This window comes from Gordonia sihwensis (assembly GCF_029632925.1).
Classification (GTDB): domain Bacteria; phylum Actinomycetota; class Actinomycetes; order Mycobacteriales; family Mycobacteriaceae; genus Gordonia; species Gordonia sihwensis.
Window position 1 is genome coordinate 1,237,021 of sequence record NZ_CP121248.1, and the last position, 23,996, is coordinate 1,261,016.

At 68.0% G+C, this 23,996-nt stretch carries 24 protein-coding genes; 22 read left to right on the forward strand and 2 right to left on the reverse strand.

The features are described from left to right. Nucleotides 1-122 precede the first annotated feature (122 nt). From prfA to P5P27_RS05905, 15 genes are all read left to right on the forward strand, one after another. Complete coding sequence (gene prfA, locus P5P27_RS05835; protein WP_278126846.1) at nucleotides 123-1,196, forward strand: peptide chain release factor 1; 1,074 nt, start codon at nucleotides 123-125, stop codon at nucleotides 1,194-1,196. Further along, on the forward strand, nucleotides 1,193-2,125 hold the full coding sequence (gene prmC / locus P5P27_RS05840) for a peptide chain release factor N(5)-glutamine methyltransferase (protein WP_278126848.1): 933 nt from the start codon (nucleotides 1,193-1,195) through the stop codon (nucleotides 2,123-2,125). Before prfA ends, prmC begins: the two co-directional genes overlap by 4 nt. Further along, nucleotides 2,122-2,781 carry an L-threonylcarbamoyladenylate synthase gene (locus tag P5P27_RS05845; RefSeq protein WP_039867458.1) on the forward strand — a complete coding sequence of 220 codons (660 nt, stop codon included), beginning with the start codon at nucleotides 2,122-2,124 and terminating at the stop codon, nucleotides 2,779-2,781. The genes prmC and P5P27_RS05845 overlap by 4 nt, the downstream gene beginning before the upstream one ends. Beyond that, nucleotides 2,778-4,001 carry a serine hydroxymethyltransferase gene (locus P5P27_RS05850; RefSeq protein WP_278126850.1) on the forward strand — a complete coding sequence of 408 codons (1,224 nt, stop codon included), beginning with the start codon at nucleotides 2,778-2,780 and terminating at the stop codon, nucleotides 3,999-4,001. Before P5P27_RS05845 ends, P5P27_RS05850 begins: the two co-directional genes overlap by 4 nt. 2 nt (nucleotides 4,002-4,003) lie before the next feature. After that, nucleotides 4,004-5,161, forward strand: a complete 1,158-nt coding sequence (locus P5P27_RS05855; protein WP_062367574.1) for a glycosyltransferase family 4 protein — start codon at nucleotides 4,004-4,006, stop codon at nucleotides 5,159-5,161. Nucleotides 5,162-5,188: 27 nt separating this feature from the next. Continuing rightward, entirely contained in the window at nucleotides 5,189-5,680 is a 492-nt protein-coding gene (locus P5P27_RS05860) for a Cg1360 family ATP-synthase-associated protein (protein WP_278126852.1), read from the forward strand. A 301-nt stretch (nucleotides 5,681-5,981) separates the two neighbouring features. Continuing rightward, nucleotides 5,982-6,710, forward strand: a complete 729-nt coding sequence (atpB, locus tag P5P27_RS05865) for a F0F1 ATP synthase subunit A (RefSeq protein WP_231875735.1) — start codon at nucleotides 5,982-5,984, stop codon at nucleotides 6,708-6,710. A gap of 113 nt (nucleotides 6,711-6,823) precedes the next feature. Further along, nucleotides 6,824-7,066, forward strand: coding sequence for an ATP synthase F0 subunit C (locus P5P27_RS05870; RefSeq protein WP_006896403.1), 243 nt, complete (start codon nucleotides 6,824-6,826; stop codon nucleotides 7,064-7,066). Nucleotides 7,067-7,080: 14 nt separating this feature from the next. Beyond that, nucleotides 7,081-7,635: a F0F1 ATP synthase subunit B gene (locus P5P27_RS05875; protein WP_006896402.1), complete on the forward strand. Its 555-nt coding sequence runs from the start codon at nucleotides 7,081-7,083 to the stop codon at nucleotides 7,633-7,635. 124 nt (nucleotides 7,636-7,759) lie between these two features. Continuing rightward, on the forward strand, nucleotides 7,760-8,584 hold the full coding sequence (locus P5P27_RS05880) for a F0F1 ATP synthase subunit delta (protein WP_006896401.1): 825 nt from the start codon (nucleotides 7,760-7,762) through the stop codon (nucleotides 8,582-8,584). 66 nt (nucleotides 8,585-8,650) lie between these two features. Further along, nucleotides 8,651-10,285 carry a F0F1 ATP synthase subunit alpha gene (gene atpA / locus P5P27_RS05885; RefSeq protein ID WP_278126855.1) on the forward strand — a complete coding sequence of 545 codons (1,635 nt, stop codon included), beginning with the start codon at nucleotides 8,651-8,653 and terminating at the stop codon, nucleotides 10,283-10,285. A 1-nt stretch (nucleotide 10,286) separates the two neighbouring features. Beyond that, nucleotides 10,287-11,240 (forward strand): F0F1 ATP synthase subunit gamma, encoded by a 954-nt coding sequence (locus tag P5P27_RS05890; protein ID WP_006896399.1) that lies wholly within the window; start codon nucleotides 10,287-10,289, stop codon nucleotides 11,238-11,240. Nucleotides 11,241-11,278: 38 nt separating this feature from the next. Further along, complete coding sequence (atpD, locus tag P5P27_RS05895) at nucleotides 11,279-12,724, forward strand: F0F1 ATP synthase subunit beta (protein WP_006896398.1); 1,446 nt, start codon at nucleotides 11,279-11,281, stop codon at nucleotides 12,722-12,724. Between the two features lie 9 nt (nucleotides 12,725-12,733). Then, entirely contained in the window at nucleotides 12,734-13,111 is a 378-nt protein-coding gene (locus P5P27_RS05900) for a F0F1 ATP synthase subunit epsilon (protein ID WP_006896397.1), read from the forward strand. A gap of 136 nt (nucleotides 13,112-13,247) precedes the next feature. After that, nucleotides 13,248-13,697 (forward strand): DUF2550 domain-containing protein, encoded by a 450-nt coding sequence (locus P5P27_RS05905; protein WP_006896396.1) that lies wholly within the window; start codon nucleotides 13,248-13,250, stop codon nucleotides 13,695-13,697. A gap of 20 nt (nucleotides 13,698-13,717) precedes the next feature. Here P5P27_RS05905 and P5P27_RS05910 read toward each other — a convergent pair whose 3' ends face one another. Then, nucleotides 13,718-14,308, reverse strand: a complete 591-nt coding sequence (locus P5P27_RS05910) for a cob(I)yrinic acid a,c-diamide adenosyltransferase (protein ID WP_006896395.1) — start codon at nucleotides 14,306-14,308, stop codon at nucleotides 13,718-13,720. A 37-nt stretch (nucleotides 14,309-14,345) separates the two neighbouring features. Here P5P27_RS05910 and murA point away from each other — a divergent pair, with 37 nt between their 5' ends. The 7 genes from murA (at nucleotide 14,346) to P5P27_RS05945 (ending at nucleotide 22,872) form a co-directional block, all read left to right on the forward strand. Next, on the forward strand, nucleotides 14,346-15,602 hold the full coding sequence (murA, locus tag P5P27_RS05915; protein ID WP_006896394.1) for a UDP-N-acetylglucosamine 1-carboxyvinyltransferase: 1,257 nt from the start codon (nucleotides 14,346-14,348) through the stop codon (nucleotides 15,600-15,602). Nucleotides 15,603-15,797: 195 nt separating this feature from the next. After that, on the forward strand, nucleotides 15,798-17,069 hold the full coding sequence (gene mdo / locus P5P27_RS05920) for an NDMA-dependent methanol dehydrogenase (RefSeq protein WP_006896393.1): 1,272 nt from the start codon (nucleotides 15,798-15,800) through the stop codon (nucleotides 17,067-17,069). Nucleotides 17,070-17,107: 38 nt separating this feature from the next. Continuing rightward, complete coding sequence (locus P5P27_RS05925) at nucleotides 17,108-18,181, forward strand: MadB family AAA-type ATPase (RefSeq protein ID WP_081598107.1); 1,074 nt, start codon at nucleotides 17,108-17,110, stop codon at nucleotides 18,179-18,181. Next, nucleotides 18,178-19,680, forward strand: a complete 1,503-nt coding sequence (madC, locus tag P5P27_RS05930; RefSeq protein WP_006896391.1) for a MadC family VWA domain-containing protein — start codon at nucleotides 18,178-18,180, stop codon at nucleotides 19,678-19,680. Before P5P27_RS05925 ends, madC begins: the two co-directional genes overlap by 4 nt. A 35-nt stretch (nucleotides 19,681-19,715) precedes the next feature. Further along, nucleotides 19,716-20,894, forward strand: coding sequence for an iron-containing alcohol dehydrogenase (locus tag P5P27_RS05935; RefSeq protein ID WP_062367568.1), 1,179 nt, complete (start codon nucleotides 19,716-19,718; stop codon nucleotides 20,892-20,894). A 2-nt stretch (nucleotides 20,895-20,896) separates the two neighbouring features. Next, the gene (locus tag P5P27_RS05940; RefSeq protein ID WP_411815879.1) at nucleotides 20,897-22,231 is read left to right on the forward strand and encodes a MadS family sensor histidine kinase; all 1,335 of its coding nucleotides are present in this window, start codon (nucleotides 20,897-20,899) and stop codon (nucleotides 22,229-22,231) included. Next, on the forward strand, nucleotides 22,231-22,872 hold the full coding sequence (locus P5P27_RS05945) for a MadR family response regulator transcription factor (protein ID WP_062367570.1): 642 nt from the start codon (nucleotides 22,231-22,233) through the stop codon (nucleotides 22,870-22,872). Before P5P27_RS05940 ends, P5P27_RS05945 begins: the two co-directional genes overlap by 1 nt. A gap of 35 nt (nucleotides 22,873-22,907) precedes the next feature. Here P5P27_RS05945 and mftM read toward each other — a convergent pair whose 3' ends face one another. Next, entirely contained in the window at nucleotides 22,908-23,750 is an 843-nt protein-coding gene (gene mftM, locus P5P27_RS05950; protein WP_278126865.1) for a mycofactocin oligosaccharide methyltransferase MftM, read from the reverse strand. Nucleotides 23,751-23,996 lie beyond the last annotated feature (246 nt).

Here is a 23,996-nt window from a genome sequence, read left to right on the forward strand (position 1 = left end):
CCCACCGTCGTTTAACGCCCACCGTCGGTTAACGCCCGCTGTCGTTCGACGCCGCCGTCTGCCGCGGCGCGCCGCGCCGGAGTGTCTGGGTGGAGCCTCCTAGGACGAAAGAGAATCATCAGGTGAGTACGCAGGAACCGTCCGCGATCGACGACATCCTCGCCGAGCACGCCGGACTCCAGGCTCAGTTGTCCGACCCGTCGTTGCACGACGATCCGGCCAACGCGCGCCGCGTGGGCAAACGGTTCGCCGAACTCGCACCCGTGATGACCACCTACACCAAGCTCACGGCCGCGCGCGACGACCTCGAGGCGGCCAGGGAACTCGCCGAGGCAGATCCGGGATTCGCCGAGGAGATCCCGGCGCTCGAGTCGACCGTCGCCGAGTTAGACGCCGCGCTGACCGACCTGCTGGCGCCCCGCGATCCACACGATTCCGACGACGTCGTGCTCGAGGTCAAGTCGGGAGCGGGTGGCGAGGAGTCGGCGCTGTTCGCCTCCGACCTCGTCCGCATGTACCTGAAGTACTGCGAGAAGCGCGGCTGGAAGGCGACGGTCCTGGGCGTCACCGAGTCCGATCTCGGCGGCTACAAGGAGGCCACCGTGTCGATCAAGGCGCGGGAGACGCTCCGCGACGGTGTGTGGTCGCGGCTGAAGTTCGAGGGCGGTGTCCACCGGGTTCAGCGGGTTCCGGTCACCGAGTCCCAGGGCCGGATCCACACATCGGCCGCCGGGGTGCTGATCTACCCGGAGCCCGACGAGGTGCAGGAGATCCACATCGACGAGTCCGACCTCCGGATCGACGTCTACCGCAGTTCCGGGAAGGGCGGTCAGGGCGTCAACACCACCGACTCGGCGGTCCGCATCACGCACCTGCCGACGAACATCGTCGTGACCTGTCAGAACGAGCGCTCGCAGTTGCAGAACAAGGCCCGTGCCATGCAGGTGCTCGCGGCGCGGCTCAAGGCCCTGGCGGAGGAGGAGGCCGAGGCCGAGGCCGCCGCCGGCCGGCAGGCGCAGATCCGGACCGTGGACCGTTCGGAGCGGATCCGCACGTACAACTTCCCGGAGAACCGCATCACCGACCACCGGATCGGCTACAAGGCCAACAACCTCGACTCGGTGCTCGACGGTGAGATGGACGCGCTGCTCGACGCGCTCGTCGACGCCGACAAGCAGGCACGCCTGCAGCAGTGACGGCACCCGAAGGCGGTTCGGCCAACGCTCTGCGCCGGTGGGCGGCGGTGCGGCTGGCCGAGGCCGGGATCGACTCGGCCGGTGCCGAGGCCGCCGAACTGGTGGCGCAGATGCTCGGGGTGGATCCCGGACGGCTGCTTCTCGTCGATGAGGTGCCTGCCGAGCTGCGCAGTCGCGTCGTTGCCGCCGTGGAGCAACGCTGCTCGCGGGTTCCTTTGCAGCACATCACTTCTCGCGCATTCTTCGCGGGCCTGGAGTTGACGGTGGGACCGGGAGTCTTCATTCCGCGGCCGGAGACCGAGTTGCTAGCGGAGTGGGCGCTGGCCCGCATCGCCGAACTCCGCGAGAGTGCGGGCGACCCGATCCGCGTGGTCGACCTGTGCTCCGGGAGCGGCGCGCTGGCCCTGGCGATCTCCGCCGGCGCACCCGACGCGACGGTGACGGCCGTCGAGCGCTCGGAGCGGGCGCTGTCGTATCTGCGACGCAACCTCGAGGCGACCGGACTCACGGAACGGGTCGCCGTGGTGCGGGCCGACGTCACCGATGTCGCGGCGGTCGCGCCCCTGCTGGCTTCGGCGCACGTCGTCGTGAGCAACCCGCCGTACGTTCCGTCCGGCGCCGAGGTCTCACCGGAGGTGGCGCATGATCCGCCCGAGGCGGTCTTCTCCGGCGACTGCGGAATGGACCTGATCGATCAACTGGCGCCGATCCTCGCCTCGGCTCTGCGAGTGGGCGCATTTGTGGCCGTCGAGCACGACGACACGACCGCCGATCTGGTGCGCGACGCGCTGACGGCGACCGGCGGGTTCGCCGCCGTCCGCACCCATGACGACCTCGCCGGGCGACCCCGGTTCGTGACCGCTGTACGAGCAGCCGTCGGTGACCCTGCGCGATCGGGGGCCGACGGCGTGGAAGGATGGAATACGTGAGCGCGGTGTTCGATTGCAGTGATCCAGACGAGCGGGAAGCCGGAATCCGGGCGGCGGTGGGAGCCGTGCGCGCCGGGCGGCTCATCGTGATGCCGACCGACACGGTCTACGGACTCGGGTGCGACGCATTCGACAGCGAAGCGGTCGCGTCGCTGCTGGCGGCGAAGGGCCGCGGGCGGGACATGCCGGTACCGGTCCTGGTGGGCTCGTGGCATACCGTGGACGGTCTAGTCAGGTCGGTGTCGCCGCAGGCCCGTGAGCTGGTGCAGGCCTTCTGGCCGGGCGGTTTGAGCCTGGTGGTGGAGCAGGCCCCGTCTCTCGCCTGGGATCTCGGCGACACCTCGGGCAGCGTGATGATCCGCATGCCCCTGCATCCGGTCGCGATCGAATTGCTGCGGGAGATCGGGCCGATGGCCGTCTCCAGCGCCAATATCTCCGGCCATCCGCCCGCGGTGCAGGTGCACCAGGCCCGCGAGCAGCTGCAGGAGAAGGTGTCGGTCTATCTCGACGGCGGTCCGGCCGACCATGCCGTCGCCTCGACGATCGTCGACCTCACCGGCCCGGACCCTCGTATTCTGCGTGAGGGCGCGATCACCGCCGAGGACATCGCCGAAGTGCTCGACGTGGACGCGGATGAGCTCCGGGGACGGCCGTGACCGATCCGCTGGCGAGTGATCCGGAGATCGCCGAACTGCTTCGGCGCGAGGAGACGCGCCGGCGCGGCAGCCTGCAGATGGTGGCCGCGGAGTCGACGGCCACCCCCGCGGTGCGGGCCGCGGTCGGATCGATTCTGGCGGACAAGTACGCCGAGGGCTATCCCGGCCACCGGTACCACGGCGGAGCGGAGGTGGTCGACGAGGTCGAGCAGCTCGCGATCAGCCGCGCGCACACGCTGTTCGGCGCCGATTACGTCAACGTCCAGCCGCTGTCGTGGGCGCTCGCGAACTTCGCGGTGTACGCCGCGTTCTCGCAGCCGGGCGATCAGGTGCTCTCCCTGAACCTCAAGCACGGCGGCCACCAGTCACACGGCTCGCGCGCGAACCTGTCGGGACGCTGGTTCAGTGTCCTGAACTACGAGGTCCGCCGCGACAACGAGCGGATCGACTACGACCAGATCCGGGATCTGGCCCTCATTCACCGGCCGCGGATTCTCGTCGCGGGCGGTACGTCCTACTCCCGGTCGTGGGACTTCGCGGCGATGCGCACCATCGCCGACGAGGCCGACTGCATCCTCTGGGTCGACGCGGCGCATCTGGCCGGTCTCGCCGTCGGCGGGGTGCTCGACTCGCCCGTGCCGTACGCCGACGTGGTGACGGTCGCCACCAACAAGGTGATGCGCGGACCGCGCGGCGGACTGCTGCTCGCCAGGTCCGAACACGAGGACTCGCTCTCGCGGGCGGTGTACCCGTTCATGCAGGGCGCTCCGGCGATGCACTCGATCGCGGCCAAGGCGGTGGCGTTCGGCGAGTGCCTGCGCCCGGAGTACGCGGCCTATGCCCGCGACGTGGCGGACGACGCCGCCACCCTGGCCACCGAACTGGGCGCGCGCGGGCTGCGCACCGTCTCGGGCGGCACCGACACGCATCTGGCGGTGATCGAGGTCTCGTCGCTCGGCATCACCGGACGGGAAGCGGCCAAGCGGCTGGCGGCCTGCCGGATCATCGTCGACAAGGCGGTCACCCCGTTCGACGAGGCGCCGGTCTCCGAGGGCTCGGCCATCCGCTTCGGCACGGCCGTACTTGCCGCCGACGGACTGCGGCCCGCGGACATGCCGCAGATCGCCGACCTCATGCTCGAGGCGATGCGGACCGATCCATCCGACGAGGCCCGCCGCGCGGCGATCACCGCCGCCGTGGCGGCCGTGGGGGAGGGGTGACGGTGCTCGGATACGCGCTGGAGTCGTCCGGCGGCGGTGCCGGCGTGCCCTTGCGCGAACTCGCGCTCGTCGGCCTCACCGCCGCGGGGATCACGTACTTCCTGACCTCGCTGGTGCGGGTCTGTGCGGTCCGCTTCGGCGCCGTCGCCGTGCCCCGGCAGCGTGACGTCCATGTGATCCCGACGCCGCGGCTCGGCGGTGTCGGAATGTACATCGGCATCGTCTGCGCGATCGGCCTGGCCGCACAGTTGCCCGCTTTGAACCGCGGATTCTCGTACACCCACGACATGCTGGCCGTCATCACCGCGGGACTGGTGATCGTGCTCGTCGGCGTGATCGACGACCGCTGGGGCCTGGATGCGCTGACCAAATTCGTCGGACAGCTCACCGCCGCCGGCGTCCTGGTCATCATGGGCGTCAGCTGGTACCTGCTCTACGTGCCGTTCGCCGACATCGGCACGGTGGTCCTCGATCCGCTCCAGGCCGGCCTGCTCACCGTCGCCATCACGGTCACCACGATCAACGCGATCAATTTCGTCGACGGACTCGACGGCCTCGCGGCCGGACTCGGGCTCATCGCCGCCAGTGCGATCTGCCTGTTCTCCCTCGGACTCCTCCACGACCAGGGCGGCGACGTGAGTTACTACCCGCCGGCCCTGATCACCGTGGCTCTCGCCGGCGCGTGCCTGGGCTTTCTGCCGCACAACTTCTCGCCGGCGCGGATCTTCATGGGCGACTCGGGCGCCATGCTGATCGGACTCATGCTCGCCGCCGCGTCGACGAGCGCCTCGGGCCGCGTCGCCCGCAGCGCATACGGCCCCGCGGATATGTTCACCCTGCTCTCGCCGCTGATCCTGGTGGCGGCGGTGATGTTCATTCCGATGCTCGACATGATCATGGCGGTGATCCGGCGGACTCGCGCCGGAGTGGGGTTCTACACGCCGGACAAGATGCACCTTCACCACCGGTTGCTCGAACTCGGTCATTCGCAGCGACGCGTGGCGCTGCTGATCTACCTGTGGGTCGGCGTGCTGGCATTCTCCGTGGCGGCGGGCAGCCTGCTGCCTCTCGAGGTGGTGATGCCGCTGTTCTTCGGTGGTCTGGTCATCGCGCTGGCGGCGACCTTCGCTCCGCGGTTGAGCCGCCGGTTCGCCCGATAGCGGGGCGGCTGGCTAACCTGGTCTCTCGTGTCGACCAATGACGAGAACCAATCACCCGAACCGGCCGCGAGCGGCATCGACTCGGGGGCGCTGGACGAGGCCACCGATCCCACCGCGCCGCTGCGGGCCGGCCTCAAGTACGGCCTCTACGGACTCGGGGCGCTGCTCGTCGCGGGCCTGCTGATCTGGTGGCCCTGGAAGGGTCTCCCCGGACTGTGGGGCGTGCTGGTGGGCGCAGCGATCGGCGGTGGCTTCATCCTCATCACGGTGTTGACCATCCTGCTCACCGCGAAGGCCTCACCGAGCGTGGTGATGGGGGCCCTCATGGGTGGATACCTCGTCAAGGTGGTGATCGTGATCGCTGTGACCGCGCTTCTGAAGGATATGACCTTCTACAGCAAAGGCGCGCTGGTCAGCATGCTGATCGGCGCGATCGTTCTGGTTCTGGGCAGCGAACTGTGGGGAGTGTTGACCACACGGCAGACCTATGTGGGTCCGGACGCCGACTCGGAGGTCTGATTGTGACGAGTATCACGAAGGGTCGCCTGACCAGCTACTACGACTGATAGTAGAACGATTGCATCGGGACGATATGCAGATATTGTCGCCCCGGATTGGTCGCTGACCATCCTGACTTGCTAGTCTGCTCACCGCGGGTCGATGCGGCAATGTGCAGTTCAATGCACTGCGGCACCTCGCACACTGAACGATGGAACCCGCCGGCTGAGAAGTTGTGCGGGCCCGAGAACGGGAGAGAACGCTGAGCGCCACCCTCGCAGCCGAGTTCCACGCACCGTCCCTGGATGACTTCTACCCCCCGATGCTGTTCGGAGAAGACACCTGGTGGGGAATGGACCGGCTCATGCTGATCCGAGTCGTCGTGGCGGTGCTCGTCGCGGCGTTTTTCGCGCTCGCTCTGCGCAGCCCCAAGATCGTCCCGAGTGGTCTTCAGAACGTCGGTGAGAGCTTCATCGACTGGGTGCGCATCAACATCGCCGAGGAGATCCTCGGCAAGCAGAACGGCCGCAAGTTCCTGCCGATAATCGCCTCGATCTTCTTCGCGACGATCTTCCTGAACTTGACCTCGATCATCCCGTTCCTGAACATCTCCACCAACGCACGCATCGGCATGCCGCTGGTGATGGCGGCGGTCGCCTACATCACCTACTGCTGGGTGGGCATCGCCAAGTTCGGCTTCTTCGGCTTCATCCGATCCTCGATCGTGCTCCCCGGTGTGCCGCTGCCGATCCACTTCCTGCTGGTTCCGATCGAGTTCGTCTCGACCTTCATTCTGCGGCCGTTCACGCTGACCGTCCGACTCATGGCCAACATGCTGTCCGGCCACATCATGCTCGCGCTGTTCTTCGCCGCGACGCAGTTCTTCATCATCGACAAGAGCGGCATCTGGAGCGTCGCCGGACTGGGCTCGCTCGTCGCCGCCGTCGGCTTCACCTTCTTCGAACTTCTGGTCATCGCGCTGCAGGCGTACATCTTCGCTCTGCTGACCGCGGTCTACATCGACCAGTCGATCCACGCAGACGCGCACTGACACGACTCGTCCTGACCAACTGAATACTTCGGGCCGGCACGAGCGCCGGACCGAAACAGACTGACTCGCTCGCCCGACCGGGTGGGGAGCCACCAAGAAAGGGAATCGCAAAGATGAGCTACATCGCCCAGACTCTGGCCGACGAAACCATCACGGGTAAGGGCTTCGGCGCGATCGGCTACGGCCTCGCTGCCATCGGCCCCGGTATCGGCGTCGGCATCGTGGCCGGCAAGGCCATCGAGGGTATCGCCCGTCAGCCCGAGCTGGCCGGTCAGATCCGCACCACCATGTTCCTCGGTATCGCACTCTCTGAGGCTCTGGCGCTGATCGGTATCGTCGCCGGCTTCATCTTCTGATACGAGACCACGACATGATCAACACCAGTCTGATTCTCGCCGAAGAGAGCGAGAGCCATAACCCGCTCCTTCCCGAGTGGTACGACATCACCTGGTCGCTGGTCGCCTTCGCCGTCGTCCTCTTCGTCTTCTGGAAGTTCGTCATCCCGCGGTACCGCAAGGTGCTCGACGAGCGTCACGACACGATCGAGGGCGGTATCGCCCGCGCCGAGGCGGCTCAGGCCGAAGCGGCTCAGCAGCTGGCGGCGTACCGCGAGCAGCTCGCAGGAGCTCGTGAAGAGGCTGCGGCGATCCGCGACGAGGCACGCACCCAGGGTGCGCAGATCGTCTCGGACATGAAGGCTCAGGCAACCACCGAGAGCGAGCGGATCATCGCCAACGGCGCGGCTCAGCTCGACGCCCAGCGTCAGCAGGTCGTCTCCGAACTGCGCGGTGACCTCGGCAAGCTGTCGGTCGATCTGGCCGAGAAGCTGGTCGGTGCGTCCCTGTCGGACGACGTCAAGCAGGCCGGAACCGTCGACCGGTTCCTCGCCGAGCTGGACGGCGTGTCGAACGAGACCGCCAAGTAATCCGATGGATACACCGATGGTGCGGGTCGGCGAGGGGGTCGGAGAGATCTCCGTCCCTCGCTCCGCCGCATCCGAGGCAAGCCGACACCCAGGCGGGGTCCGCCTAGACAAGGAATGTAGCTAGATGTACGCAGCGTCAAGCCGCGAAGCCCTCGAAGGGGCCCGCGTTGAGCTGGAAACCGTCCTTCGTGGAACCTCCGCATCGTCCGACACCGATGCGGTGACTGTCGGCGAGGAACTGCTGTCGGTGTCCGACGCCGTCAGTGGTGACCGCTCGCTGCGCATCGCGCTGGCCGACTCGAGCACTGCGCCCGACACCCGGGCGGCAGTGGCCGACAAGGTCCTGACCGGCAAGGTCTCTGACGCCACCCGTTCCATCGTCTCCTCGACGGCGGCGCGGGCGTGGTCGAGCGATGCCGACCTCGTCGAAGGCCTCCGCCGGCTGGGCCGAGAGGCTCTGCTGCTGGCTGCCAAGGACGCGGGCAAGTCCGATGCCGTCGAAGACGAGCTGTTCCGCCTCGCACGCGTGATCAAGGGCGACACGGCTCTGGAGCAGGCACTGTCCGATCGTGCACGCAGCACCGCCGATCGCACCGCGTTGCTGCGCAAGCTGATCGACGGCAAGGTGGACACCATCACCGAGCGGCTGGCGGTGAACGCGGTCGCGACCACCGAGGAGCTCCCCGGCGACGCGGTCGACGAACTGTCGCAGCTCGCCGCGGCGAGCAACGGCCGCAAGGTCGCCTACGTCACCAGCGCGGGCGAGCTGTCGAGCGATCAGCGCAACGCGCTCGCGGCCAAGCTCACCGAGATCTACTCGGCACCCGTCACCCTGCACGTCGACATCGATCCCGAGCTTCTCGGCGGCGTCGTGGTGCGTGTCGGTGACGAACGCATCGACGGCAGCATCTCGGGCAAGATCGCGACGCTGCGTCGCGGCCTGCGGTAACACCATCGCACGTCACCACAATCGATTCCCAAGACCAAGAACCAGAAAGCCAGGAAGAGCAGGAACATGGCGGAGTTGACCATCTCCTCCGATGAAATTCGGAGCGCGATCGCAAGTTACACCGAAGACGTGGGCAACCAGGCCTCGCGAGAAGAGATCGGCACCGTCACCGACACCGGCGACGGCATCGCTCACGTCAGCGGCCTTCCGGGTGCCATGGCCAACGAGCTGCTGGAGTTTCCCGGCGGCATCCGCGGCGTCGCACTGAACCTCGACCTGGACGAGGTCGGCGCCGTCATCCTCGGTGACTCGGAGAACATCGAAGAGGGCCAGGAAGTCAAGCGCACCGGCAACGTCCTGTCGGTCCCGGTCGGCGACAAGTTCCTCGGCCGAGTCATCGACCCGCTGGGCTCGCCGATCGACGGACTGGGCGCCATCGAGTCCGAGGGCGACCGCGTCCTCGAACTGCAGGCAGCCACCGTCCTCGAGCGTCAGCCGGTCGAGGAGTCCCTCGCCACCGGTATCAAGGCCGTCGACGCGATGACCGCGATCGGCCGCGGCCAGCGTCAGCTGGTCATCGGCGACCGCAAGACCGGCAAGACCGCGCTCTGCATCGACGCCATCCTGAACCAGAAGGCCAACTGGGCCACCGGTGATCCGGAGAAGCAGGTTCGCTGCATCTACGTCGCCATCGGTCAGAAGGGCTCGACCATCGCGGGCGTCAAGACCGCCCTCGAAGAGGCGGGCGCGATGGAGTACACCACCATCGTCGCCGCTCCGGCGTCCGACTCGGCCGGCTTCAAGTGGCTCGCACCGTACACCGGCTCGGCCCTCGGCCAGCACTGGATGTACCAGGGCAAGCACGTCCTGATCGTGTTCGACGACCTGTCGAAGCAGGCTGAGGCCTACCGTGCGATCTCGCTGCTGCTGCGCCGCCCGCCGGGCCGCGAGGCGTACCCCGGTGACGTGTTCTACCTGCACTCCCGCCTGCTGGAGCGTTGCGCCAAGCTGTCCGACGAGCTCGGCGGCGGATCGATGACCGGCCTGCCGATCATCGAGACCAAGGCCAACGACGTCTCGGCGTTCATTCCGACCAACGTCATCTCGATCACCGACGGTCAGGTCTTCCTCGAGTCGGACCTGTTCAACAAGGGCGTCCGCCCGGCGATCAACGTCGGTATCTCGGTCTCCCGTGTCGGTGGCGCCGCGCAGACCAAGGGCCTGAAGGACGTCTCCGGCTCGCTGCGTCTGGAACTCGCGCAGTTCCGTGAGCTGGAGGCCTTCTCGGCCTTCGCCTCGGACCTGGACGCCGCGTCGAAGGCACAGCTCGAGCGCGGTGCCCGCTGGGTGGAACTGCTCAAGCAGGATCAGTACAGCCCGGTCGCCGTCGAGGACCAGATCGTCTCGCTGTACCTCTGCGGCGAGGGCTTCATGGACTCGGTGCCGGTGGCCGACATCCGTCGCTTCGAGGCCGAGCTCCTCGGCGATCTGCGGCACACCGCCTCCGGCGTGTACAGCAACATCGCCGGCGGCAAGAAGCTCACCGACGAGGACAAGGCCGCGCTCGCGACCGCCACGAACAACTTCAAGGCCGGCTTCATCGCCTCTGACGGCAGCCGTGTCGTCGAGGTCGAGGCCGACCCGCTGGCGTCCGAGGACGTCGAGTCCGAGACGATCCGAGTGACGAAGAAGCTGAAGTAACATGGCAACCATTCGGGAGCTGCGCTCACGGATCAAGTCGATTCAATCGACGAAGAAGATCACGAAGGCGCAGGAGCTGATCGCGACCTCGCGGATCACCAAGGCTCAGGCACGGGTGGCTGCCGCCCGTCCCTACGCCCAGGAGATCACCCGGGTCGTCACGACGCTGGCGAACGCCTCCACGTCCCTGGACAGCCCGCTGCTGGTCGATCGGGAGAACCCGCGCCGCGCCGCGGTCCTGGTCGTCACCAGCGACAGCGGTCAGTGCGGCGGGTACAACTCGAACGTGCTGAAGGAGACCGAGGAACTCCTCTCGTTGCTCCGCAGCGAGGGCAAGGAACCGGTCGTGTACGTGATGGGCCGCAAGGGCATCGGGTACTACACCTTCCGTGACCGTCCGGTGGCCGCCGGCTGGTCCGGGTTCTCCCAGCAGCCGAAGTTCTCCGACAGCGCCGACGCGGTCCACCATCTCGTGGACTCCTTCCTGGCCGGATCCGGTGAGTCGGTGGCGCTGCCCGAGGGCGGCGAGATCGAGGGCGTCGACGAACTGCACATCGTCTACACGCGTTTCGTGTCGATGCTGACGCAGAAGCCGGTGGTGCGCCGGATGGCGCCGATCGACGTCGAGTTCGAGATCGAGCAGTTGAACATGGGGGAGGACATCCTCGAGGACTCCGCCAACGCCGAGGTGAGCGCCGAGGTGGAGTTCGAGCCCGAGGCCAAGGAACTGCTCGACGCGCTGTTGCCGAAGTACGTGGCATCGCGGATCTTCGCTGCGCTGCTCGAGTCGGCGGCATCGGAGAATGCGGCACGTCGCACCGCCATGAAGGCGGCGACCGACAACGCGACCGAGCTCGAGAGGAACCTGTCCCGTCAGGCCAACGCGGCCCGTCAGGCGCAGATCACCCAGGAAATCAGCGAGATCGTCGGCGGCGTCGAAGCGCTGGCGAACTGATCGCGACACAAGACACACCTGAAGGAAAGTGAAGAACAATGACTGCAGCAGTCACTGATACGCCGGGGGCCGCGTCCGCGACAGCCGGTCGTGTCGCCCGGGTGATCGGCCCCGTCGTCGATGTCGAGTTCCCGCGCGGCGCCATTCCCGCCCTGTTCAACGCCCTGCACGCGGAGGTCACCCTTCCGGCGGTCGCGAAGACCCTGACGCTCGAGGTCGCTCAGCACCTCGGCGACAACGTCGTCCGCACCGTCTCGATGCAGCCCACCGACGGCCTCGTCCGCGGTGCGGCCGTCGTCGACACCGGCAAGCCGATCTCGGTTCCCGTCGGTGACGTCGTCAAGGGCCACGTCTTCAACGCGCTGGGCGACTGCCTGGATGCGCCGGGCACCGGTCGCGACGGCGAGCAGTGGGGTATCCACCGCAAGCCGCCGGCCTTCGATCAGCTCGAGGGCAAGACCGAGATCCTCGAGACCGGCATCAAGGTCATCGACCTGCTGACCCCGTACGTCAAGGGCGGCAAGATCGGTCTGTTCGGTGGCGCCGGTGTCGGCAAGACCGTTCTGATCCAGGAGATGATCACCCGTATCGCTCGCGAGTTCTCGGGCACCTCGGTGTTCGCGGGCGTCGGCGAGCGTACGCGTGAGGGCACCGACCTCCACCTCGAGATGGAGGAGATGGGCGTTCTTCAGGACACCGCGCTGGTGTTCGGCCAGATGGACGAGCCGCCGGGCACGCGTATGCGCGTCGCTCTCTCGGCCCTGACCATGGCCGAGTACTTCCGCGACGTGCAGCACCAGGACGTGCTGCTGTTCATCGACAACATCTTCCGTTTCACCCAGGCCGGTTCCGAGGTCTCGACCCTGCTCGGCCGTATGCCTTCGGCTGTGGGTTACCAGCCCACGCTGGCCGACGAGATGGGCGAGCTGCAGGAGCGCATCACCTCGACCAAGGGCCGTTCGATCACCTCGCTGCAGGCGATCTACGTCCCCGCGGACGACTACACCGACCCCGCGCCGGCGACCACGTTCGCGCACCTCGACGCCACCACCGAGCTCTCGCGCCCGATCTCGCAGCTGGGTATCTACCCGGCCGTGGATCCGCTGACCTCGACCTCGCGAATCCTCGAGGCCTCGATCGTGGGCGACGAGCACTTCCGCGTCGCCAACGAGGTCAAGCGCATCCTGCAGAAGTACAAGGAGCTGCAGGACATCATCGCGATCCTCGGTATGGACGAGCTCTCGGAAGAGGACAAGGTCACGGTCGCGCGCGCCCGTCGCCTGCAGAAGTTCCTCGGCCAGAACTTCCTGGTCGCCGAGAAGTTCACCGGCCAGAAGGGTTCGGTCGTCCCGCTGTCGGACACCATCGAGGCCTTCGACCGCGTGTGCAAGGGCGAGTTCGATCACCTGCCCGAGCAGGCCTTCAACAGCTGCGGCGGGCTCGACGACGTCGAGGCTGCAGCCAAGAAGATCGCCGGAAAGTAGTCGCTGCTCATGGCTGACAAGACTTTCCGACTCGAGGTCGTCTCGCCGGACTCGGAACTGTACTCCGGCGACGCGACGTTCCTCGTGGCTCAGACCACCGTCGGCGAACTCGGCATTCTCGCGAGCCACGCTCCGATGCTGGCTGAGCTCGCTCCCGGCGGCTGCGTCGTCGTGACCGAGTCCGGTGGAAACCGGACCGCGTTCGCGGTGCAGGGCGGATTCCTGTCGGTGACCGGCGAGTCGGTCACCGTGCTCGCCGAGCACGCGCAGTTCGCCTCCGACATCGATGTCGCCGCCGAGCGCTCGGTGCTGGAGTCGGCCGACGAGGGCAGCGCGGAGTTCCTCCGGGCCAAGTCCCGGGTCCGCGCCGCGGAAGCCGTGGGCTGACCGGGAGACTGCGACATTGCGCGCAGCAGATGTGATTTAGACGACGACAGCCGTCCTGCTCTGCAGGGCGGCTGTCGTCGTCTCAGGAAGGGCTCATCCGCGGTCGTGTATACCTGCATGTGAGGAGGTTGATGCGGTGCCGATGTGGGTATGGGTGATCGTCGGCGTCGTCGTGGCCGGCCTGTTCGTGGCCGCAGGCGTCGTCTACCGGCTGATCGAGGTCCGGCGCGCCGGGACTCCGGTGCTGCTGCGGTCGCTGCCCGCCGACGCCGATCAGGGCTGGCGGCACGGGTCGGTGCAGTACGGCGACGACGCCCTCGCGTACTACCGCCTCAGTTCCCTGCGTCCGGGCCCCACCGTCAGCCTCTCGCGCCGCCGGATCGAGATCGTGGGACGCCGAGCCCCGGTCGGCACCGAACTGGAGATCATGGACGCCGACTTCGCCATCGTCGAGCTGTCGATAGGGCGCTCCGGTGCCGGTGGCCGCTACGAAATCGGCATGAGCCCGGCGGTCTCCACGGCCTTCCAGTCGTGGATCGAGGCGCGTGCCCCGAAGCGGTCCAAGCGGCGTCGTCCGGCCGCCTGATACCGGGCGCGCCCCGCTCCTCACCGCTTCCGGTCGCCTCCCGGAACCCACTTGACGTCGCCGACCCCGGCGCGCACGTTGCTGACCCGTGCCAGGATGAAGAGCAGGTCGGAGAGCCGGTTGAGGTACTTGGCCGGAAGCACGGACGAATCGTCGGGATGTTCGGCGATCGCCGCCCAGGCGGAGCGCTCGGCTCGCCTGGTCACCACCCGCGCCTGGTGCAGAAGCGCCGACAGCCCGGTACCGCCGGGGAGGATGAACGAGTCCAGGGGAGCGAGCTCGGCGCCGAAGGAGTCGCACCAGGCTTCGAGCGCGTCGATGTACTCCGGTTCGATCCGCAGCGGCGGATACTTCGGATCGTCGACGACCGGGGTGGAGAGATCGGCCCCGGCGTCGAAGAGGTCGTTCTGGACCGTGGTCAGGACCTCCGCGATATCGGGCGGGACGTCCGCGGCGAGCGTGAGAGCGGCTCCGATGGCCGCGTTGGCCTCATCGCAGTCGGCGTACGCGACCACTCGGGAGTCGGTCTTCGGGACTCGTGAGAAGTCGGAGAGACCGGTGGTCCCGTCGTCGCCGGTGCGGGTGTAGATGCGCGTGAGATGGACTGCCATGTCTGTCAACCTACGCGTCCGGCGATAAGCTGTGTGCGTGAGTGATCGCTACTTGGTTACTGGTGGGGCACGGCTGGCGGGAGAGGTGACGGTTGGGGGAGCCAAGAACAGCGTTCTGAAGCTCATGGCGGCGGCACTGCTCGCGGAGGGCCGCACAGTTCTGACCAATGCGCCCGAGATCGCCGACGTCCCGCTGATGGCGGACGTGCTGCGCGGACTCGGCGCCGAGGTGATGATCGACGGCGACGTGGTGGTGATCGACGTGCCCGCCGAGCCCGAGTACCACGCGGACTTCGACGCGGTGAAGCAGTTCCGCGCCTCGGTCTGTGTGCTGGGCCCGCTGATGGCCCGGCGACGCCGGGCGGTGGTGGCCCTGCCGGGCGGTGACGCCATCGGTTCCCGGCCGCTCGACATGCACCAGGCCGGACTGCGCGCGCTGGGGGCACAGAGTGCGATCGAGCACGGCTGCGTGGTCGCCGAGGCCGAGGAACTCACCGGTGCGGCGGTCGCGCTGGAGTTCCCCTCGGTGGGAGCCACCGAGAACATCCTGATGGCGGCCGTGCTCGCCGAGGGCGTCACGACCATCGACAACGCCGCTCGCGAACCGGAGATCGTCGACCTCTGTGAGATGTTGATCCAGATGGGCGCCCGAATCGACGGCGTCGGCTCGCCCACGCTCACTGTCACCGGCGTGCGGTCGCTGAGCCCGACCCGCCACCACGTGGTCGGCGACCGGATCGTCGCCGGAACCTGGGGAGTGGCTGCGGCGATGACCCGCGGCGACATCCGGGTGCGCGGCGTGGACCCTGATCATCTCCGACTCGTGTTGAAGAAGCTCGAAGACGCGGGGTCCACGGTGGAGCGGTTCGACGACGGTTTCCGCGTGGTGCAGGCAGGCCGGCCGGTGGCGGTGAACACCGCGACGCTGCCGTATCCGGGCTACCCGACCGACATGCAGCCGATGGCGATCGGGCTGGCGGCCGTCTCCGAGGGCATGTCGATGATCACCGAGAACGTCTTCGAGGCGCGCTTCCGGTTCGTCGAGGAGATGGTGCGGCTCGGCGCCGACGCCCGCACCGACGGGCACCACGCGGTGATCCGCGGTGTCGAGACGCTTTCGAGCGCGCCGGTGTGGTCGTCCGACATCCGTGCCGGCGTCGGTCTGGTGCTGGCGGGTCTGGTCGCCGACGGCGTCACCGAGGTGCACGACGTGGAGCACATCGACCGCGGGTACCCGAACTTCGAAGAGCAGCTGAGCGCGCTCGGCGGCAAGATCGAGCGCGTCTCCGGCTGAACGCCCTTCGTCGTTCGCCCTCCTTCAACGCAGAACCTGTCCGAACGGCCAGGTGCGTCTCCCATCCGCTCGGGCTGATCCTCTCGGCGCCGGGTCAGGGCCCCTTGTCGCCATGATGTGACGGGGAACACGCTGGTGGGGACCGTTTCGGCAACGGGGTGCACCGCATCCCCGACAGAAGGAGTTGACCAGCCCATGGCAATCGAGCTGAATCAGATCTGGGACTTCCCGATCAAGGAGTTCCACCCGTTCCCGAAGGCGAAGCTCGGCGTCGGCGCGCACGACATGCTCGGTGTCGAAGCCAAGGAACTCGGCATGACCCGCGTGCTGTTGATGACGACCGGCCTGCGCGGTTCCGGGATCATCGAGGAGCTGACCGGGAAGATCGAGTACCAGGGCGTCGACGTGGTCCTGTTCGACGAGGTGCAGTCGAACCCGAAGGACACCAACGCGATGGACGCCGCGGCTCGCTACCAGTCGGAGAAGTGCGACGGGATCATCTCGGTCGGCGGCGGCTCGAGCCACGATGCGGCGAAGGGCGCGCGAATGGTGATCGCGCACGACGGCCGCAACATCAACGAGTTCGAAGGCTTCTCCAAGGCCACCAATAAGGAGAACCCGAAGCACATCGCGGTCTCGACCACCGCGGGCACGGGTTCGGAGACGTCGTGGGCGTACGTCATCACCGACACCTCCGACATGGACAAGCCGCACAAGTGGGTGGCCTTCGACGACACCTGCCTGGTGGATCTGGCGATGGACGATCCGTTGCTCTACTACTCGTGCCCGCAGGAGTTCACCGCGTACTGCGGTTTCGACGTCCTCGCACACGCCAGTGAGCCGTACGTCTCGCGACTGGACTTCGCGCCCTCGCTGGGGAACGCCAAGTACTCGATCGAGCTGATCGCGAAACACCTGCCCACCGCCGTCTACGACCCCCACAACCTGGAGGCACGGACCGGCATGATGCACGCCCAGTACATCGCGGCCCAGGCGTTCAACTCGGGCGGTCTCGGCCAGATCCACTCGATGTCGCATGCGGTCAGCGCGTACTTCGACCTGCATCACGGACTGAACAACGCGATCGCGTTGCCGCGCGTGTGGGAGTACAACCTGCCGGCGCGGTACGAGCGATTCGCCGAGATCGCTCCGCTGATGGGCGTCGACACCCGCAACATGACGACGGTGCAGGCGGCCGACGCCGCGGTCGAGGCCGCGATCCGGCTGTCGAAGGACCTCGGCATTCCCGACAACTTCGGCTCGGTGCACCCCGACACCTACCAGAAGAACCGGATGAACACGGGCAAGTACGAAGGCCGCGGCTCGTCGATCGACACCTCCGACGAGATGATCCGCACCATCTCCGAGCACATGATGGAGGACTGGTGCACGCCGGCCAATCCGCGCGAATGCACGGTCGAGTCGCAGATTCCGATGATCCGCCACGCGATGACCGGAAGCTACTGATCGCGACGGTCGAGCAGGACGAGGAGATACGTGCCGTGATGGAGACGACGAAGACGAGGAAGCCTGTGCCTGCCGAACCGCGGGACGGCGAACCGATCGCGCAGTTCGAGACGGTCGACGACCTGACCGCGTCGCTGGAGGCGCAGGGTTATCTGATCGAGCCGGACCTCGCGGTGGTGCTGCACCTCGCGACCCTGCTCGACCGTCCGTTGCTGCTGGAGGGCCCGGCCGGCGTCGGGAAGACGGAGCTGGCGAAGGCCCTCGCCGCGGCGTCGGGCCGGGAACTCATCAGGCTCCAGTGCTACGAGGGCCTCGACGACGCGCGGGCGCTGTACGAGTGGGACTACGCACGCCAACTGCTGCACGTGCAGATGCTCCGTGACCGCATCAGCGACGAACTGGCGGCCCACGAGACGCTCTCGGCCGCGTCGTCGGCGCTCGCGCGAACCGACGTCGGCGTGTACACCGAGGACTTCCTGGTGCCGCGTCCGCTCCTCGCGGCCATCATGTCCACGGCGCCGACGGTGCTCTTGGTCGACGAGATCGACCGCACGGACGAGGCGATGGAGGCGGTGATGCTGGAGGTGCTCGCCGAACGCCAGGTGACCGTTCCCGAACTCGGCACCTTCGTCGCGCGGTCGGCGCCGTGGGTGATCCTCACCTCCAACGACACCCGGGAGCTCTCGCCCGCGCTCAAGCGGCGGTGTCTGCACTTCCAGGTGTCGTACCCGACGGCCGAGCGGGAGCAGCGCATCGTGGCGGTGCGGGCGCCCGGGGTGCCCGAGGCGGTGGTCGCCGACGTCGTCGATCTGGCGCGCCGGCTCCGCGAACTCCCGCTCCGCAAGAGTCCGTCGATCGCCGAGGTGATCGACGCGGCGCGGGCCGCGGCACTCCTGGGTGATCGGCGAGCCGGTGACGGCGACCCGGCGTTGATGTCGTTGCTGGTGAAGTTCGGCACCGACCTCGACCAGGTGCGACGGCTCCTCGCGTCCGATCTCGGATCGGGTGCGAAGGCCGGATCGGGGACGGCGGGTTCGGGCGTGACGGGTTCGGGGACCGCCACCGCCTTCGGTGCCGGCCGGGCCCGGTCCGGTGCCGGAGCGCGGCGATGACCGTGCTCGACGGTCTCGCCGTGGCCTTCGGCCACACGCTGCGAGCCCACGGCCTCCCGGCGTCGCCCGCGGAGGTGATCGAGATCCGGCGTGTGATGGACATCGTCGGAGCGGCCGATCTCGATCGCCTCCGGACGGGGCTCCGGTGCGCCAGCGTGAAGTACTCGCACGAGCAGCCGATGTTCGAGCGTGCGTTCGCGACCTACTTCGGTCTCGGCCGGCCCGAGGAGACGGCCGCCGATCGGCCGAAGGTGCGGACCGTCGTCAACGATCTGCCCGACGACGTCGCCTGGGACGAGGACTTCACCGGCGCCGGACGGATGATCGGTGCCGACGAGCACACCGAGGAGATCGGCGATCTGATGATCGACGATCCCGATGCCGCCGAACGGACGGGCGAGAGCTCGCACCGCGAGGACGACGATTTCTCCGTCTCGTCCGGCACCGAGGAACTGCAGGTCGCGACCGAATCGGACAACGTGAGCAGCGGTGCGACGTACACGATCGATGTCGACCACGCCGCTGCCGCGGACGTCGGAGAACTGGTCGCGAGCACCGCGCGCGTCCAGGGCGGCGCGCTGTCGCTGGCCGACGCGGCCAGTCTGCTGCGCGCGCTCGGCGCGGGTGACGGCCGGACGGCGTACGAGCAGGACGGTCCGTGCGACCAGGTCGCCGGGCTCGGCGCCGAACGGCGCGAGGCGCTGGAGGAAGCCCTCGCGCGGTTCGTCGACGCACTGTCGGAGCGGATCGAGACGGTGGCGGCCGATCCGGCCGGGACTGCCGTCGAACACCGCGACCAGGCCGATCTCGATCGGGCCTGTCATCGGCTGGTCCAGCGGATGCGAGGAGCTCCGAGACGGGTTCCCCGACTCGCCGACACCGGCCGTCTGGACATGCGAGCCACCATGCGCGCGGCGATCGCGACCGACGGGATTCCCGTCGACCTGTGGCGACGCCGGACCGTGCCCGGGCCGGTGCGACTGTTGGTGATCGTGGACGTCTCCCTATCGGTGCGCCCGGTCGCCGGCTTCATCCTGCGGCTCGCTCAGACCCTGCACCGCTTCGGCGATCGATGCGAGGTGATGGCCTTCGTCGACGATCCGGTGCTTGTGACGCCGGCTCTGCGGGCCGCCGACACCGACGACGCTCTGGCGGCAGTCCTGGCCGCCGACGGTCTCGACCTCGCCGCGACGAGCGACTACGGACGCACCTGGGCCGCCGTGCTCGACCGCTTCGGCGACCTGCTCTCCCGGCGGACCAGCGTGCTGGTGGTCGGGGACGGACGGAGCAACGCCTTCGATCCCCGGGTGGACCTCTTCGCCGAGATCGCGCGCCGCGCTTACCGAGTGGCCTGGCTGACGCCGGAACCCTCCCGATACTGGAACCAAACCGGTTGTGCGCTAGGCGATTACGCCGAACACTGTGCCGGTGTCGTGAGCGCGCGCGACGGTGAAGAGATCCTCACCCGGTGCGATGAACTCGGCGCGGCGCTGCGCTGAGCGGGGTAGCGTCACCGGCGAACAGGAGGTGATCGGTGAACGGTGACCGGGCGCCGCGGCGCGCCACCACCAGCGTCGCGAAGTTTCACACGCCGGAGATCGTGCTCGGCCCCGGATCGTTCCCGGAGGCCGCCGTGGCCGTCGCCGGGCTCGGGGTCCGCCGACCGCTGGTGGTCTCCGACCGCCGCCTGGAGGCCGCGCCCTGGTACGGCGCACTGCTCGACGACCTCCGTGCCCAGGGTCTGAGTCCGGCGTCGTATCTGGACGTGACGCCGAACCCTCGGGCGGGCGAGGTGGCCGACGGCTTCGCCGCGTATCGCGCACACGGTGCCGACGGCCTCATCGCCCTCGGAGGGGGATCGGTGATCGACACGGCCAAGGGCGTCGCCGTGCTCGCGTCGAACGGCGGGGTGATCCTCGAGTACGAGGGCATCGACCGTGCGGTGCGGCCGCTGCCGCCGCTGGTCGCAGTGCCGACCACAGCCGGCAGCGGGGCCGACGTCTCTCAGTTCTGCATCATCAACGATCCCGAGCGGCGGACCAAGGTCACCATCATCGGGCGCACGTTGGTGCCGAATGTGACGGTGATCGATCCGACGCTGCTCACCACCGCACCGCCGGAAGTGACCGCGCAGGCGGGGATGGACACGCTCACCCATTGCGTCGAGGCGTACGTGTCCCTGGCTCACGGTAGGCTCACGGACTCGCTCGCGCTCGAGTCGCTCAGCGGAGTGTGGAATAACCTGGAACGGCTGGTCGACGACCCGCGCGACGCCGGAGCCGGCGAGGAGATGGCGCTGGCGTCGCTGCGGGCCGGTATGGCGTTCACCAACGCGATCCTCGGCGCCGCCCACGCTATGAGCCACCCGGTCGGCGGATACTGCGACGCCCCGCACGGCACCATCAATTCCGTCCTGTTGCCGCACGTCATCCGCTACAACGCCGTGGTGTGCGCGGACGACTTCGTGCAACTCGCCGACGCCGTCGGGCTGGCGACGTCGGGAGACCCGCGGGCCGTGGCCGACCGGCTGGCCGACGCCGTCGCACGGCTCGCGGCGCGGGTCGGCATGCCCGACACGTTGTCGCCCCTCGGCGTGCGGTCCGGTGACCTGGATCTGCTCACCTCGCACGCTCTGGCGGATTCGTGCATGATCACCAACCCGCGGCGGCCGGAGGAGGCCGCGATCCTCGACCTGTACCGGCAGGCGATGTGACCGTGCCCGAGAAGGAACCGGACCTCGCCAGCCTCGTCGGCCTGCGCACCGTCAAAGGCGGGCACTACGCGCAGTTCCGGGGCACGGCGGCGCGCCTGAGCCGGGTGATGACCGCGTTGGAGGGGATCTCGAAGGCGCTGGTGCAGACCGCCGAGGGGCCCGAGGCACTGGTGGTCGCGGTGGTGGAGACGGTACGAGACCATCTCGGCGCCGACTGGGTGCTGTTCGCGCTGGCCGACGGTCAGTTGGGCAAGACCACCCCGCGGCACCTGATCGCGTCGGGGGACGGGCGGATCATGGCCTTCGAGGGCGTCCGGATCGCGACCGAGCCGACGGATCTGCCCGATCAGGTGCTCAACAGGCTCAACGACGTCCTGCGCGGCGAACGCGATGTCCTTCACGGCCCGATCGTCTCCGAGCACCACATCCATGTGCCGGTCGAATTGGACGGGCGAGTGGTGGGCGGACTGTCGGCGTGGACGCCCGCCGACCGCGACGTCGACCCGGCCGATCTCATGGTTCTACGCATCCTCGCCGGTCAGGCAACTGTGGCGATGGTGAATGCCGCGCTGTTCGCGGAGACCGACCGTCGGGCTGAGGAACTCGCGGAGCGGAACTCGGAACTGCTCCGGACCCAGCGCGAGCTGTCCGCGGCCCAGCGCACCGCACTCTTGGGCGGCGAGCGGGCGCGCATCGCGCGCGAGCTGCACGACTCGGTCGGTCAGTCGGTTCTCTCGGCCGGGCTGCAGATGGAACTGTGCCGCCCGTCGGTGTCGGGTCCGGCAGCCGACCACGTCGACAAGGCGGTCCGGCTCACTCGCGACGCGATGGAGCAGTTGCGGAACGCGATCTACACGCTCGCCGATGCGCGGACACCGGCGCCCAGCATCGCCGAGACCCTCGATGAATTGTGCGCCCTGCACATGCCTGCCGACACACAGACGTCAGTGACCGTCCGTGGGCGGCCGCGCGAGCTCTCCGGCGACCTCCAGCACGCCGTGCTGCGGATCGCGGGGGAGTCCTTGTTCAATGCCGCCGTGCACTCCGAGGCCGAACGGGTGAACGTCACCTTCGGCTACACCGATGAGCGGGTGACGCTGTGGGTGGACGACGACGGGGCCGGAGATCCCGACGACCTGCGTTCGGTTCTGCGGGCAGCACTGGCCGGAGACCGCGCGGCCGGCCGTCATCGGGGATTGGCGAACATGGCGTCTCGGGCCGAAGAACTCGGCGGGACTCTGCGTATCCGCAGGTCGCGGCTCGGTGGCGTGCGGATCGCCGCCGTGTTGCCGCTCGTTCCGCCGGGTTCCGGCGACTCGGTGGAGGAGGAGATCTGATGGGTGCACCGATACGTACGGTCCTGATCGATGATCACGCGTTGCTGCGCGAAGGCCTGCGGTCGTTGCTGGAGCGGGACGACGACGTGGTGGTGGTCGGCGAGGCCGGAACCTTCGACGCCGCGCTGGCCGAGATCGCCCACTGTGCGCCCGATGTGGTCGTGGTGGATCTCAAGCTCACGGCGGGTACCGAATACGAGGGTCTGCGCCTGATCCGGGAGATAGCCAAGCGGAATCCCGGGGTCGCGACTCTGGTGCTCACCACGTTCCTCGACGACGATCTGGTGGTGCGGGCCGTCCGCGCCGGCGCCAAGGGGTACGTGGTCAAGGACGTCGACACCACCGAACTGATCCGCGCCATCCGCACCGTCTCGACGGGCGGAAGCGCCTTCGACCCGCGGAGTGCCGCGATCGTGCTCCGCACCGTGTCCGGTGAGCACGAGGCGCCGGCGGATCTCACCGACCGCGAACGCGAAGTACTCAAGCTGCTGGCGGACGGAAAATCGAATGCCGAGATCGGCAGAACGCTGTTCATCTCGGAATCGACGGTGAAGTTCCACATCCGCAATGTGATCCGGAAGCTCGGGGTCTCGAAGCGCACGGACGCGGTGTACGTCGCGAGCAAGCGCGGACTGATCTGATCGCGACCCCGGCGGTGAATGACGGCCGTCTTCGTCTACAGGTCGATGACGAGCCAGCCACCGTGGTCGGCGAAGATCGTCGTGCGGTGCTCACCGACCGCCTGCGCCCACTGCCGGAGGTCGGCCTCGCGGAGCAGCTCGAGGTGGCCGAAGTGGGGACACACTTCATCCTCGTACGGCACCGCGACCACCACGCGACTCCGCGCGACCCGGCAACATTCGGCGATCGCGGTGCAGACATCGTCTGCGGGGAGGTGCTCCAGAAGATGCAGTATCGTCACTGTGTCGAAACTGTCATCAGTGAAAGGCAGGCGGCGAACATCGCCCGGGACGGTCGTCACCGGGAGATTCAGGCTCGACGAGGCGCGGCCGAGGAGGTCCAGGGCGCCCTGGCAGATGTCGGTGGCCGTCACCGCGAATCCGTCGCCGGCGCACTGCAGGGCGAAGAAGCCGAAGCACGAGCCCACCTCGAGGACGGATTCGCCGACGAGAAGGCCGCGAGCGCGGCGATGGATCGGACTGAACGGCACTGAGCCATCACGGAGTTCCCGGACTGAGTTGCGATAGAAGGCGACCCAGGCCTCGTCCGAATCGGCGGTGCACCCGGTGATGAGTTCGACCGCCGCAGCCTCGAACTCCTCCTGGCCGGCGATCGCGCCGGCCGACACCAGCGCGGTGAGTTCGCCGACAACCACCGAATCGCTGATGTCGCGTGGACCGTAGGGGTGCGCCAGCTCGAGCAGATCGCCGGATCGTCGCCACCTCAGCCGACCGGATCCTCGGAAACCGGCGAGTGCCGAGCGGCCGGACACGGTCTCGACGACCAAGCCACGTGTCGGCGCAGATAGAGCGGCTGGGAGTGCGGTGGCGGTGCTCATTCTCCGACGCTAAGACGGTGGCGCCCTCGGGGTAACTGACCCAACGGTCGTGGGAGCTGACCGAAAGTACAGGTCTGCGACCGTCGACCTGCGGAAACCGCCGAATGTTCACTCTCGCGACCTGGCGATTTGACCTTCCGGGCCGCGCTGCGTAACTTATTGCAGGTCAGCGCGTCGGTGCTGGCGAGCGAAATGTCCTTCCGGTCGGTGAGTTGATCTTGCCGGGGTGGTGGGGGTAGAGTAGCG